The sequence below is a fragment of the Bacillus sp. AK031 genome, assembly GCF_053903065.1.
Window position 1 is genome coordinate 590,745 of the sequence record NZ_CP096424.1, and the last position, 13,753, is coordinate 604,497.

The following is a 13,753-nucleotide window of genomic DNA, read 5'->3' on the forward strand; positions in this document are numbered from 1 at the left end:
CGATAACCCCGTTTGCGGTCCATTGACTTTTGGTATTTAGGTTTTCAATGGTCCGATAACCCGTTTTGCGGTCCATTGACTTCTGGTGTTTAGGTTTTCAGTGGGCCGATAAACCCGATTGCGGTCCGTTGACTTTTGGTATTTAGGTTTTCAACGGGCTGATAACCCCGTTTGCGGTCCGTTGACTTTCAACAATCAGGTTTTCAATGACCCGATAACCCCGTTTGCGGTCCGTTGACTTTCAACATTCAGTTTTTCAATGACCCGATAATCACATATGCGGTCCGTTGACTCTCGGAACACCCATTTTCCTTGTCTCTTAATATGCATTACATCAACAATGAAAAACTCTAATCCTGGCATACCCAAAACCTATTGCATTTCCCCGGTTTCTGGACTATAATAGGATATCGTACGCTTCGTCGTACAGTTTGCCCTCGTGGTGCAACGGATAGCACGTAAGATTCCGGTTCTTAAAATGGGGGTTCGATTCCCTCCGAGGGCGTTGCCAAAGGCTTCTGCGCTGATTTTCAGTGCAGGGGCCTTTTTGTTTTTGCCAGCAAGCAAATCACGTGTAAAATCCAATCACACAAACTATACTATAGGTGAATAATGATTAGGAGGGATAAATATGGTACACATCGAAATGTGGACAGATTATGCTTGACCATTCTGCTATATTGGCAAAAGGCGTCTGGAGGACGCCATTAAGCAGATTGACCACCCGGTTGAAGTCACTTACAGGTGCTTCGAACTGGATCCGGCAGCAGAGCGGGATATAAAAGAAAACATTTATGAGAAACTAGCCAAGAAATATGGCATGAGTATAGATCAAGCCAGGGCCAACACCCAAAACATGGTACAAATGGCGAAAGAGGCTGGATTGGATTATCAAATGGATACGATGATCTTAACGAATACCTTTGATGCACACCGCTTGACGATGTATGCGAAAACTCAGGGTCTGATGAAAGAGATGACAGAGCGCATTTTACGTGCGTTTTTCGTTGAATCCAAGCATATTGGGGACCATGAAACCTTGACAGAGCTGGCGGTTGAAACAGGATTGGACCGTGAGGCGGTTGAGAAGATGCTGGCAAGCGGCGAGATGGCTGATGCCGTCCGTGCTGACGAGCAGGCTGCACAGCAAATTGGCGTATCAGGTGTTCCTTTTTATTTGATCAATAAAAAGTATGCCCTTACAGGTGCCCAGCCCGCTGAGGTATTTGTTCAGGCATTGCAAAAAGTAATTGCAGAAGATCAAATCACTGTATTGAACAGCGACAGTGAAGACGGTGTTGTCTGTGATGAAAACGGCTGTGAAATCCCTAAAAAGTAAACAAAATAAAGTACCGGTCCTTGCTTTCCTGTAAATCAGGAAGCAGGGACTATTTTTTATATAACGATGAAAAACACTTCCGCCCTAGAGCCGCCTACTTATTTCCATACACGGGAGCCTCTTTCTGTTGTAAAATAAGGGGAGGAGGGATAGGAATGAAGCTCAATACCGGGTTATATCAGCGGCAATCTTTAAAATTACATATGACTCAGCAGCTGACTCAGGCGATCGAACTGCTGCAGTATTCCTCCCTGGAGCTCAATGAATATCTGGAAAGCAAGGCACTGGAGAACCCTCTTCTTCAGCTTGAACCTGTTTCTTACCAGGAGAACGATAGAGGCCGCCACCAAGGTGGAATGAGCATCGACTGGATTGAAGAAATTGCTGTCCGGGAGGCTTCTCTATGGGAACACCTGACAGCTCAGCTTGATTTGAAAGCGCTAACCCGTGAAGACCGAAACCAGTTGTCTGTGTTATTTGACAGCCTTGACGACAATGGCTATTTGCCATCCAATATAGAAAGTATTATAGGAACAAACAATCTATCAGAATACATCAAGATTCTACAAGGGTTGGACCCTGCTGGAATCGGAGCGAGAAATTTAAAGGAATGTCTGCTTCTTCAGATCGACAGGGACAGCAAAGCCCCGCCGTATACGTACAATATTATTGAACAATTTTTTGTTGATTTTTGTGAAAAGACCTGGAAAAAGATTTCGAGTGAGATGGATATTACTCTCACTGACATCCAAAAGGCGGCTGATTACGTAAAAACATTGAATCCCCGGCCGGGAGCAAGATTCTCCTCGGATCTGCCACATTATATCCGTCCTGAAATGATCGTTACCCAGACAATCGATGGGTTGGAGGTCAAATTGCTCGACGGCAGTGTGATGAAGGTACTCTACAATGATAGTTACCATGAACTGATTTCGCGGTCACAAGATAAAGAAGCCTTAAGGTACCTGCATGATAAGAAGCAGGAGTATCAATGGATTTTGAAAATGATCAATCAGCGGAAGTCAACGTTGATAAAAGTCGGGAAATGCCTGGTTGAAAAGCAGCAGGAATTTTTCAGGCGGGGCCCTAAACATCTAAGACCGTTGACATTAAAGGAAGTCGCAGACACAATAGGTGTACATGAATCGACGATAAGCAGGGCGGCCCGGGGGAAGTACATCGGGACTCCGTATGGTACCTATGAATTGAAAGCTTTATTTGTAAGCGGGGTAGGAACTGATGAGGATTCCGCATCTTCGGAAGGAATAAAGGGTGAGATCAGCCAGCTTGTAGAAGATGAAGATAAGACGAAGCCCCTGTCTGATCAGGCGATTGCCGGTCTTTTAAAAGAGAAAGGGATTAAGGTGTCAAGAAGAACAGTGGCCAAGTATCGTGACCAGCTGAATATCCCATCATCCACAAGGAGAAAAAGATATGAATGAAACACAAACACAATTGCCTCAACTAAAATTTTATACGAGAGATCAGTGCCATTTGTGTGAGGAAGCGAAACTCATGCTGAAACTGGCCCAAGATGATATCCCCTTTGTTTTACAGGAGTTTGATATCGATGAAAGTGACGAGCTCACAGAGCGGTTCGGCCTGATGATTCCAGTCGTTGAAATGGACGGGGAAATCATTCAATATGGGCAAATTGATTATTTTACTCTAAGTAAACGTTTACATCGAAAATTCTGAGTTTTTACAGTTGAATTTTGTTTCATCCCTTGCTAAACTAAGCTTGAAAGCAGGGATGAATTTTTTTTGCAGGAAGTGGGACACAATATGTCTTATAGGGACATATAAAGTCCAACTAATCATTTTAAGGAGCTTTTAGATGGAATCAATCATTGATATTCAAAAAAGATTATTACCGGACCTGCTCCAGGTTATGCAAAAAAGACATCAAATCTTGAAATCGGTACGATTAATGCAGCCGGTTGGAAGAAGAAGTCTCGCTCATTCACTCGGGATGACGGAAAGAGTCCTGAGAAGTGAAGTGGAGTTCCTTAAAGAACAGGATCTGATTGAAATTAAGTCATCAGGGATGATGATCACTGATGAAGGGGAACGGCTTCTGACCAAGACGGCGGACATGATGAGAGAGATAACGGGAATCGATTCGATGGAAAAAGAATTGAAGAAGTTACTCAATCTTCATGAAATTGTCATCGTACCGGGGAATAGTGATGAGTCCCCCTGGGTAAAAGAAGAGTTAGGAAGATCGGCAGCATCGCGTATGAAAGACCTTCTATCTGGAGATAATATCATCGCGGTAACCGGAGGGTCGACGATGGCGGCTGTTGCTGAAAAACTGACACCGGATTTTACCAAAAGCAAGGTGTTGTTCGTTCCGGCACGGGGCGGTATCGGTGAAGATGTCAAAAATCAGGCCAATACCATTTGTGCAAAAATGGCGGAAAGGACAGGCAAGAGGCATCGTGTCCTCTATGTTCCTGACCAGGTCAGCACCGAAGTTTACAAATCTTTTATCAAAGAGCCTGACATCAAGGAAGTGTTGAGCCTGATCACTTCAGCCAACATTGTCCTTCACGGGATCGGCGATGCAGTCACAATGGCTGAACGGCGCAAAACCAGTGAAAAGGTTCTTGATAAGATTCATGCGGGAAATGCAGTCGGAGAAGCATTTGGCTATTATTTTAACGAAAATGGCGAAGTCGTACATAAAGTGACGACTGTAGGCCTTCAGCGTGAAGATCTCAGAAATAAAGCGAATGTAGTCGCTGTCGCAGGCGGCCATTCAAAGGCGAAAGCCATTCGCGCCTATTTCAGGAGCGTGCCCCATTCGACTATTTTGATCACGGATGAAGGTGCGGCAAAAGAGCTTTTAAAAGGGTAAGACCTTTTGAAATATATTTTTTTAGGATTATCCTTAACCAATTAAAGGAGGAAATTATTCATGACAGTAAAAGTTGGTATTAACGGATTTGGACGTATCGGACGCGTAGTATTCCGCGCAGCATTAAAAAACGACAACGTTGAGGTAGTGGCAGTTAACGATTTGACTGATGCAAATATGCTTGCTCACCTTTTACAATATGACAGCGTACACGGAAAGCTTGACCAAGAGGTATCTGTAGACGGAGATTACCTTGTTGTCGGCGGCAAAAAGGTAAAAGTATTAGCTGAACGCGACCCTGCTCAACTTGGCTGGGGAGATCTTGGAGTGGACGTAGTAGTTGAATCCACTGGCCGTTTCACAAAGCGTGCAGACGCAGCGAAACACTTGGAAGCAGGCGCGAAGAAAGTCATCATCTCTGCTCCGGCATCTGATGAAGATATCACAATCGTTATGGGTGTTAACGAAGACAAGTACGATGCAGGGAGCCATGACGTAATCTCTAATGCGTCTTGTACTACTAACTGTCTTGCACCGTTCGCGAAAGTATTGAATGATAAGTTCGGCATCAAGCGCGGTATGATGACGACTATCCACTCTTACACAAATGATCAGCAGATCCTTGACCTGCCGCACAAAGATTACCGCCGTGCGCGTGCAGCTGCTGAAAATATCATTCCGACTACAACTGGTGCTGCAAAAGCGGTATCTCTTGTTCTTCCGGAACTTGAAGGCAAGCTGAACGGTGGAGCAATGCGTGTTCCGACTCCAAACGTATCTCTTGTTGACCTTGTTGCTGAGCTTGATAAAGAAGTGACAGTTGAAGAAATCAACTCTGCTCTTAAAGAAGCTTCAGAAGGTAATTTGAAAGGAATCCTTGGTTACAGCGAAGAGCCGTTAGTATCCGGCGACTACAACGGAAACCCTGATTCTTCTACAATCGATGCGCTTTCTACAATGGTAATGGAAGGCAACATGGTAAAAGTAATCTCTTGGTACGATAACGAAAGCGGATATTCCAACCGTGTAGTAGACCTTGTTGATTACATCGCTTCAAAAGGTCTGTAAACCTATTTCTATAAATGTGACATCCTAAATGCTTAATGTGACATAATTTTTCAATAGAAATGTTGGATAAATTATGTCCCAGCATCTATAATGAAATGGGATGAAGGGGAGCGGGGAGGATTCCCCGCTCTTCTTTTTCATAAATGACGGGATCATTCCCGCAAATCAAAAGGAGGGCCTTTTGCATGAACAAGAAAACAATCAAGGATATCGACCTGAAAGGGAAACGTGTATTTTGCCGCGTCGACTTCAATGTGCCGATGAGCAATGGCAATGTAACGGATGAAACAAGAATCAGAGCGGCACTGCCGACTATCCAGTATCTATCCGAGCATGGAGCCAAAGTGATTCTCGCCAGCCACCTTGGACGACCAAAAGGCCAGGTAGTCGAAGAATTGAGATTGACTCCGGTAGCAAAACGCTTGTCTGAGCTTCTTGACAAGAATGTAGCAAAATCAAACGAAGCTTATGGGGACATTGCAAAAGCTGAAATCGATAAAATGGATGAAGGAGACATTCTTCTTCTGGAAAACGTCCGCTTCTATCCAGGTGAAACGAAAAATGATCCTGAACTTGCAAAAGAATTCGCAGCACTTGCTGATGTATACGTGAATGATGCTTTTGGAGCTGCTCACAGAGCACACGCTTCGACTGCAGGCGTAGCAGAGCATTTGCCAGCAGTTGCAGGATTCCTGCTTGAAAAAGAATTGGAGGTCCTCGGAAAAGCACTATCGACACCTGAAAGATCTTTCACTGCGATCATCGGTGGAGCAAAGGTTAAGGATAAAATCGGTGTCATCGATAACCTTCTTGAAAAAGTAGATAACTTAATCATCGGCGGAGGACTGGCCTACACATTCATTAAGGCGCAAGGCCATGAAATTGGAAAGTCTCTGCTTGAAGAAGATAAAATTGATTTAGCGAAACAATTCATGAAAAAAGCAGAAGAAAAAGGCGTTAAATTCTATATGCCGGTTGATGCTGTCGTTGCTGACGACTTCTCGAAAGATGCGAACACGAAAGTCGTGTCCATCGAAGAGATCCCATCTGATTGGGAAGCGCTTGATATCGGGCCGAAAACAAGCGAGTTATATGAGGATGTTATCAAAAACTCCAGACTTGTCATTTGGAACGGGCCAATGGGCGTATTTGAATTTGAAAAGTTTGCAAATGGTACGAAAGCCGTTGGTCAAGCTTTAGCCGATGCTGCAGATACATATTCTGTCATTGGCGGAGGAGACTCGGCCGCGGCGGTTGAAAAATTCGGTTATGCCGATAAAATGAGCCATATTTCCACTGGCGGCGGTGCATCCCTCGAATTCATGGAAGGAAAAGAACTTCCAGGAGTGGCTGCATTAAACGACAAGTAAAGGAAGGATGATTAACATGCGTAAACCAATCATTGCAGGAAATTGGAAAATGAATAAAACCATGTCAGAAGCCAAAACCTTCGCTGAAGAGGTTAACGGCCTGGTACCGGATGCTGAAAAAGTAGAATCCGTTATTTGTGCCCCGGATCTTTTCTTGGAAAGACTTGTGGAAATCACCAAAGAATACAAGGTAGAAATCGGTGCCCAAAACATGCACTTTGAAGAGAGCGGTGCTTTTACAGGCGAAACAAGCCCTAAGGCACTTGAAGACATTGGTGTGAAATATGTAATCATCGGACACTCTGAACGCCGTGAAATGTTCAATGAAACGGATGAAGCGGTAAACAAAAAGACGCGAGCTGCATTCCAATACAACCTGACACCGATTGTGTGTGTAGGTGAAACATTGGAACAGCGTGAAAATAACGAAACAAAACAAATCGTCGGCGACCAGGTTGAAAAAGCACTTGAGGGATTGAGTGAAGACCAGGTCAAAGCGACGGTCATTGCTTACGAGCCAATCTGGGCAATTGGGACTGGCAAGTCTTCTACTGCACAAGATGCGAATGAAGTATGCTCTCATATCCGCCAGACGGTTGCAGAGAAATTCTCACAACAAGCTGCAGAAGCACTTCGTATCCAATATGGCGGAAGCGTTAAGCCGAACAACATCGATGAATATATGGCGCAATCGGATATCGACGGCGCCCTCGTAGGAGGAGCAAGCCTAGAGCCGCAATCATTCCTGCAGCTATTGGAGGCAGGTTCCAATGAGTAAGTCTCCTGTTGCTCTTATCATCTTAGATGGTTTCGCACTACGTGAAGAGGAAAAGGGAAATGCTGTCACACAGTCCAATAAGCCGAACTTTGACCGGTACTGGAACAAGTACCCCCACAGCACATTGAAGGCGAGCGGAGAAGCTGTCGGCCTACCTGAAGGGCAGATGGGCAACTCGGAAGTCGGGCACTTGAACATCGGTGCCGGGCGAGTGGTGTATCAAAGCTTGACTCGCGTGAATGTTTCGATTCGTGAAGGGGAGTTTGAGAAGAACCAAACCTTCGTGGATGCGATCGAGCATGCCAAGAGCAAGAACAAAGGCCTTCATGTTTTTGGGCTGCTTTCCGATGGCGGTGTGCACAGCCATATTGAACACCTTTTTGCACTGTTGAGAATGGCGGCTGCCGAAGGGTTGAAGAAAGTCTATGTCCATGGTTTCCTTGATGGACGCGACGTGGGGCCGAAAACGGCTGAAACGTATATCCAGCAAACGCAGGAAGTCATGCGTGAACTGGGTGTCGGCGAATTTGCGACGATTTCAGGACGTTATTACTCAATGGACAGAGACAAACGCTGGGACCGTGTTGAAAAAGCCTATCGCGCCATGGTGTACGGAGAGGGTCCATCTTACTCCAACCCATTGGAAGTCGTCGTCGATTCTTACGATAATGGAATCTTTGATGAGTTTGTACTTCCTTCTGTTATCAAAAAGGAAAATGGCGAACCGGTGGCAACAATCGAAGAAGAAGATGCGGTTATCTTCTATAATTTCAGGCCGGACCGTGCCATCCAAATCTCGAATACGTTTACAAATGATGATTTCCGTTCGTTCGAAAGAGGGCCTTTGCACCCGAAAAACCTTCACTTCGTGTGCCTGACACACTTCAGTGAAACGGTTGACGGATATGTGGCCTTCAAGCCGGCTAATTTGGACAATACAATCGGTGAAGTCCTTGCGCAAAACAATTTGAAACAGTTGCGCATTGCCGAAACGGAAAAATATCCTCACGTGACGTTCTTCATGAGTGGGGGACGTGAAGAGGAATTCCCGGGTGAAACAAGGATCCTGATTAATTCTCCTGACGTAGCGACCTATGACCTTAAGCCGGAAATGAGCGCTTATGAAGTTACAGAGGCACTGCTTGAAGAGATTAAAAACGACAGACAGGATGCCATCATCCTCAATTTCGCCAACCCGGATATGGTCGGGCACTCCGGAATGCTCGAACCGACAATCCAGGCGATTGAAACGGTTGATGAATGTTTAGGGAAAATCGTCGACCTCATTACCGAAAAAGGCGGAACGGCAATAATTACGGCCGATCATGGAAATGCTGATGAAGTGGTGACACTAGAAGGCAATCCAATGACTGCCCATACAACGAATCCTGTCCCGGTAATCGTGACAAAAGAGGGGGCAGCTCTCAGGGAAGACGGAATTCTCGGAGACCTTGCGCCGACAATGTTAGACCTTCTGGATCTGAAAAAACCGGTTGAAATGACTGGTGAGACGTTGATTAAGAAATAAAGTTTGTTGATTTTAGCGGAATGCACTCTGCTAGGGAATAGTTACTCGGAGGCATTGACCCGGAAGAAGTTTACTTTCCCTACGCCTGAATAGGGTGATGTGAAGCCTAAGTCGCAATTTAAGTTTGTGGTCTTTATGTAAAGACTTACTTTTGCTCATCAAGGAGTTGATTGGAGCGGAAGGTGCGTGACCTCCTGCGGGACTAGCGGGACAGGTGAGACCCCGCAGGCGAAGCCGAGGAGGCTCACCGCCCGCCCCGCGGAGTCACGCACCTGGAGCGGAAATCAACATCTGCGTTAAAAGAACATTAAACAAACCCATTTAAAGGAGAGAATTTACATGCCATTTATTACAGACGTATATGCTCGCGAAGTATTGGATTCCCGCGGAAATCCTACAATTGAAGTTGAAGTTTACACACAATCAGGCGCATTCGGCCGCGCATTAGTGCCAAGCGGTGCTTCCACTGGTGAATACGAAGCAGTAGAACTTCGTGACGGCGACAAAGAACGCTACCTTGGAAAAGGTGTTCAAAAAGCTGTAGATAACGTGAATAATGAAATCGCTGAAGAACTAATCGGCATGGACGTTACAGAACAAGTCGCGATCGACCAGGCGATGATTGCTCTTGACGGCACTGAAAACAAAGGCAAATTGGGTGCTAACGCTATCCTTGGTGTATCCATGGCAGCTGCACGTGCTGCTGCAGACTTCTTCGGCGTTGAGCTTTACCAATACCTTGGAGGCTTTAACTCCAAGCAGCTTCCAGTACCAATGATGAACATCGTTAACGGCGGGGAGCATGCTGATAACAACGTTGATATCCAGGAATTCATGGTTATGCCAGTAGGCGCTCCTACATTCAAAGAAGGCCTTCGCATGGGTGCGGAAATTTTCCACAGCCTTAAAAACGTACTTAAATCCAAAGGCTACAACACAGCTGTAGGTGATGAAGGCGGATTCGCTCCTAACCTGAAATCAAATGAAGAAGCACTATCTACAATCATCGAAGCCATCGAAAAAGCAGGCTACAAGCCAGGAGAAGAAATTCTTCTTGCCATGGACGTTGCTGCTTCTGAAATCTACAACAAAGAAGATGGTAAATACCATCTTTCCGGCGAAGGTGTTGTCCGCACTTCTGAAGAAATGGTTGATTGGTACGAAGAAATGTGCAACAAGTATCCAATCGTTTCAATCGAAGACGGTCTTGACGAAAATGACTGGGATGGCCACAAGCTCTTGACTGACCGTATCGGCAGCAAAGTACAGCTTGTAGGTGATGACCTGTTCGTTACGAACACAAACAAATTATCTCAAGGTATCGAGCAAGGCGTAGGAAACTCCATCCTGATTAAAGTGAACCAAATCGGTACATTGACTGAAACGTTCGATGCGATCGAAATGGCTAAGCGCGCTGGCTACACAGCTGTCATCTCCCACCGCTCTGGTGAAACAGAAGACAGCACAATTGCTGACATCGCTGTTGCGACAAATGCAGGACAAATCAAAACAGGTGCTCCTTCACGTACAGACCGTGTGGCGAAATACAACCAATTGCTTCGCATCGAAGACCAATTGGCACACACTGCACAATACCTTGGAGCAAAAACATTCTATAACATCAAGAAGTAATTTTGATGCAAGATCCGTCCACTGTGGCGGGTCTTTTTTTGTATAGAAATGGTATTCCAATTAGTTAAAGTGTAAGTCACAAGGAGATTACTGAGGGTTCTGCTATGATTTCCGCTCCAGGTGTACGACTCCGCGGGGCGGGCGGTGAGCCTCCTCGGCTTCGACTGCGGGGTTACGTTCCGGTGGGTACGTAACCTTGGTCTCACCTGTCCCGCTAGTCCCGCAGGAGGTCGTACACCTTCCGCTCCAATCTATCATAGTTTGCGATTTACTTAGAGATGAACGAGGGTACATAAAAAAACTTTTGACACGCGTTTTATCAAGAGGACAATATTCTATGTACCTCTGTTATTTTTATTTATGTGATTTTGGTTTCCTCCCAGATAACTCCTATAGCTAATATCTTCTCTCCTGGAAGTGGGCCCGCTAATATTCCATTTTGGATATTTTAAAAAGCAAGAGCTATAAACCAAAAAAGACACCCTTCTAAAAAAGAGTGCCTGGACGGCCAGCTTAACCGCCTAATTGTTGGATCTGATCAATGATATTAGCAATTTCGCTTAGGGTTTGGAATACTTCTGTATTTTCAATAACAGCTGGATCCAATTTTCCGTTTTCAATATTGTTTAAATAAGCATCTATGCCTTTTAGTGCTTGTTTGTTTTGCTCCAGCACTTGCTGATGGAGCTCAGCACCCACTGCTGGTTCTTCCAATTCATTAAATTCTTCTATTTCTTGCTTCATATCCTTAAGCCGTTTTTCTAATTCTATTGCCGCCTGCTCATCTGTTACTGCTTGTTGAGCCAATTGGGGAACTTCATTGGCGAAGGCGCTGACTTCATTGGCATAGTCTGCAGCCTTTTCGGCGTAATCCAAGGTGTTATTTATCCCTTCGAGCATAGAGCAGCCGCTTAGAATAACGGTAAGGGACATTAAAAATGCGATTATTGTTTTCTTCAATGACATACCTCCTCCCAAAAATAGTATGCATGCATTCTAAGTATAGCACTCCCGAATACAGCAAAGGTCATACGGTTGTCGCATTTTCCATATAACCATGAAAAGAGGAGGCCGGAATCATTATCTGATCCAGGCCTCCTCTCTTTATGCAAAAGTAAATAGGGTGTCCATAGTGTCTTATGCCTGCTTTAACGCCTCAGTGCCTTTCAGCTGATCGATTGAGGCAACACCTATCCCGAACATAGCGGTGCGCAGTTCGAATTCAATCCGTTGGAACTGCGCAGCCAGCGCTTCTTCATCAGACAGGGCAGCGTTGGGAAGGAGGGACCTGCCAAATCCAGCAAGATCTGCGCCTAACGCGATTGCTTTGGCTGCATCCACACCATTTTTCAATCCTCCACTTGCATACAGCGGCACTCCCGGAAGCTCTTTCTTAATTTGCATCAGGCTTTCCGCTGTTGGAATTCCCCAATCTTGGAAAGCTGCCGCCGCTTCTGCTCTTAGAGGATCTTTAGAACGATAAGCTTCGACCCTGATCCACGAAGTTCCTCCAGCGCCGGCCACGTCGATAAAAGAGACGCCTGCCTCATATAAACGGCGTGCAGCGGCGCCGCTGATTCCCATTCCGACTTCTTTTACACCGACAGGAACAGAAAGAGACTTTGCCACTTTTTCAATTTTAGGCAGCAATTCTTTAAAATTTGTATCTCCTTCAGGCTGGAAAACTTCCTGCAGGCTGTTGAGATGGAGAATAAGGGCATCAGCTTTTATCAGATCAACGGCACGCTGGCATTGTTCCAAACCATAACCGTAATTGAACTGAACAGCTCCTATGTTTGCAAGAACAGGAATCGTCGGTGCATGCTTGCGTACATCATAAGAATAGGCGGTCTGTTCCTTTTCGATGGTGGTCCTCATTGAGCCGACGCCCATTGCCCAGCCGCGCTTTTCAGCTGTTTTTGCAAGCGTCTCATTGATTCTGGCTGCAGTTTCCGTTCCTCCTGTCATGGAACTGATCAGAAACGGTGCTTTCAAACGCTTGTTGAATAGAGAGGTACTGAGATCAATCTCGCTGAAATCGACTTCCGGCAGAGCGTTATGCTGAAATCGAAATGCTTCAAGGCCGGTCGTCATCTCATCCGATTCCACTTCTTGTGTTAAGCAGATATCAATATGCTCTGTTTTTCTCTTCTCTGTAATACTGCGTTTCTCCTTCTCCTTGTCGATCAAGCAAATTCCTCCTCTTTATGCGTTGCTGCAGGATGCGTTGAAACCGAAACCGATTGTACCGTTGAATAATAATGAAAGGGATATTGGCTATCATTGCATAAGCGACCATGATCCACCCTACAAACGCTGTATTCCAAATGAAAAATAGAAGTGCGGGGGGAATCAGAATCAAATGGGTGAACTCCGCCCGTCTTGTTTCAACGATAAATGTTTCAAAATAATCGTTGTTTCGGTCCAATAGTTTTTTCTTTCGAAAGCCCCCCGCAAAGACACCGCCGCCATCAGGAAGAATCGTTTTCCAACGTTTGATCCCGAGTTTTTCATAAAACTTTCCGGCCGACTCCCAGCGTTTTTCACGGTAAAGGCATGAATCCTTTGTGAAATAGCGGTCATCAAGGTGCAGGCATATGTAAGAAAAGGACAGATGGATCACCGGCCATAATACGATATTTATGAGTAAGGTCCACCAGAACGAAAATGTCACCAGCATAATTTTAACGCCCTTTCTTCTTTGTTAAAGAGATACTGCGCCCTTTCCGGGCAACTCTTTTCGTCGAAAACGTCCTCACGAATGAATAAGTAAAAACAATAATGAGGAATAAAGTTAATAAGGGATAGAAGAGGGCTGCTGCCCAACTGATAAAAGGAGGTGCAAATTTTTCTCCTCATTCGTGCCGGGATGATGATCGAAAGTCGGCACCCACCTCATTATTTGTATTTCCAAATCAGTCCTTTTCTAAGCCAGTCAGCGGTGTTCCGGTGATACGGAAATCAGTTCATCTCTTTATTTCGTCTGCCTTTGCCAGGTCCGTCTCGCTCAGTTCCATGTCACATGGTATGGCGTATTGTGAAGCCTGTTTCAAGACCGCTTTCCCGACTTCCAAGCTTTCTGTGAAAAAGATTTTATCTCGTTTCTGGTCTATTGCATGCTGTGCTTCTTCTTTCGCTCCGTTGATCACTTGGAAAACATCTTCGGGTGGAATGTTAA

At 45.3% G+C, this 13,753-nt stretch carries 13 protein-coding genes and 1 tRNA gene; 10 read left to right on the forward strand and 4 right to left on the reverse strand.

Translation table 11 applies throughout. From position 1 onward, the window contains the following. The first annotated feature begins 433 nt into the window (after positions 1-433). From M1E09_RS02740 to eno, 10 genes are all read left to right on the forward strand, one after another. Positions 434-505: transfer RNA gene (locus M1E09_RS02740), tRNA-Arg, on the forward strand. A 210-nt stretch (positions 506-715) separates the two neighbouring features. Beyond that, the gene (locus tag M1E09_RS02745) at positions 716-1,339 is read left to right on the forward strand and encodes a DsbA family oxidoreductase (RefSeq protein ID WP_456274883.1); all 624 of its coding nucleotides are present in this window, start codon (positions 716-718) and stop codon (positions 1,337-1,339) included. Between the two features lie 155 nt (positions 1,340-1,494). Beyond that, entirely contained in the window at positions 1,495-2,781 is a 1,287-nt protein-coding gene (gene rpoN / locus M1E09_RS02750; RefSeq protein WP_456273364.1) for an RNA polymerase factor sigma-54, read from the forward strand. Next, the gene (locus tag M1E09_RS02755; RefSeq protein ID WP_456273365.1) at positions 2,774-3,037 is read left to right on the forward strand and encodes a glutaredoxin family protein; all 264 of its coding nucleotides are present in this window, start codon (positions 2,774-2,776) and stop codon (positions 3,035-3,037) included. Before rpoN ends, M1E09_RS02755 begins: the two co-directional genes overlap by 8 nt. Before the next feature lie 139 nt (positions 3,038-3,176). Beyond that, positions 3,177-4,199: a sugar-binding transcriptional regulator gene (locus M1E09_RS02760; RefSeq protein ID WP_456273366.1), complete on the forward strand. Its 1,023-nt coding sequence runs from the start codon at positions 3,177-3,179 to the stop codon at positions 4,197-4,199. 60 nt (positions 4,200-4,259) lie between these two features. Further along, entirely contained in the window at positions 4,260-5,267 is a 1,008-nt protein-coding gene (gene gap, locus M1E09_RS02765; RefSeq protein WP_456273367.1) for a type I glyceraldehyde-3-phosphate dehydrogenase, read from the forward strand. A gap of 185 nt (positions 5,268-5,452) precedes the next feature. Further along, on the forward strand, positions 5,453-6,637 hold the full coding sequence (locus tag M1E09_RS02770) for a phosphoglycerate kinase (RefSeq protein WP_456273368.1): 1,185 nt from the start codon (positions 5,453-5,455) through the stop codon (positions 6,635-6,637). Between the two features lie 16 nt (positions 6,638-6,653). Further along, positions 6,654-7,415, forward strand: coding sequence for a triose-phosphate isomerase (gene tpiA, locus M1E09_RS02775; protein WP_456273369.1), 762 nt, complete (start codon positions 6,654-6,656; stop codon positions 7,413-7,415). Next, on the forward strand, positions 7,408-8,943 hold the full coding sequence (gene gpmI / locus M1E09_RS02780) for a 2,3-bisphosphoglycerate-independent phosphoglycerate mutase (protein ID WP_456273370.1): 1,536 nt from the start codon (positions 7,408-7,410) through the stop codon (positions 8,941-8,943). The genes tpiA and gpmI overlap by 8 nt, the downstream gene beginning before the upstream one ends. Before the next feature lie 339 nt (positions 8,944-9,282). Beyond that, complete coding sequence (gene eno, locus M1E09_RS02785; protein ID WP_456273371.1) at positions 9,283-10,575, forward strand: phosphopyruvate hydratase; 1,293 nt, start codon at positions 9,283-9,285, stop codon at positions 10,573-10,575. 513 nt (positions 10,576-11,088) lie between these two features. Here eno and M1E09_RS02790 read toward each other — a convergent pair. The 4 genes from M1E09_RS02790 to M1E09_RS02805 form a co-directional block, all read right to left on the reverse strand. Then, a complete protein-coding gene (locus M1E09_RS02790; RefSeq protein ID WP_456273372.1) occupies positions 11,089-11,535 on the reverse strand; it encodes a DUF6376 family protein in 447 nt (148 codons plus the stop codon). Positions 11,536-11,712: 177 nt separating this feature from the next. Next, a complete protein-coding gene (gene fni, locus M1E09_RS02795) occupies positions 11,713-12,762 on the reverse strand; it encodes a type 2 isopentenyl-diphosphate Delta-isomerase (protein WP_456274884.1) in 1,050 nt (349 codons plus the stop codon). Beyond that, positions 12,704-13,255 (reverse strand): glycosyl-4,4'-diaponeurosporenoate acyltransferase CrtO family protein, encoded by a 552-nt coding sequence (locus tag M1E09_RS02800; RefSeq protein ID WP_456273373.1) that lies wholly within the window; start codon positions 13,253-13,255, stop codon positions 12,704-12,706. Before M1E09_RS02800 ends, fni begins: the two co-directional genes overlap by 59 nt. Positions 13,256-13,541: 286 nt before the next feature. Continuing rightward, positions 13,542-13,724, reverse strand: coding sequence for a hypothetical protein (locus tag M1E09_RS02805; RefSeq protein ID WP_456273374.1), 183 nt, complete (start codon positions 13,722-13,724; stop codon positions 13,542-13,544). Positions 13,725-13,753: the final 29 nt, after the last annotated feature.

Excerpts from the sequence above, each read along its gene's own strand:
- rpoN (WP_456273364.1), top strand. The coding sequence starts at position 1,495 with ATGAAGCTCAATACCGGGTTATATCAGCGGCAATCTTTAAAATTACAT.
- M1E09_RS02755 (WP_456273365.1), top strand. The coding sequence starts at position 2,774 with ATGAATGAAACACAAACACAATTGCCTCAACTAAAATTTTATACGAGA.
- M1E09_RS02760 (WP_456273366.1), top strand. The coding sequence starts at position 3,177 with ATGGAATCAATCATTGATATTCAAAAAAGATTATTACCGGACCTGCTC.
- gap (WP_456273367.1), top strand. The coding sequence starts at position 4,260 with ATGACAGTAAAAGTTGGTATTAACGGATTTGGACGTATCGGACGCGTA.
- M1E09_RS02770 (WP_456273368.1), top strand. The coding sequence starts at position 5,453 with ATGAACAAGAAAACAATCAAGGATATCGACCTGAAAGGGAAACGTGTA.
- tpiA (WP_456273369.1), top strand. The coding sequence starts at position 6,654 with ATGCGTAAACCAATCATTGCAGGAAATTGGAAAATGAATAAAACCATG.
- gpmI (WP_456273370.1), top strand. The coding sequence starts at position 7,408 with ATGAGTAAGTCTCCTGTTGCTCTTATCATCTTAGATGGTTTCGCACTA.
- eno (WP_456273371.1), top strand. The coding sequence starts at position 9,283 with ATGCCATTTATTACAGACGTATATGCTCGCGAAGTATTGGATTCCCGC.
- M1E09_RS02800 (WP_456273373.1), bottom strand. The coding sequence starts at position 13,255 with ATGCTGGTGACATTTTCGTTCTGGTGGACCTTACTCATAAATATCGTA.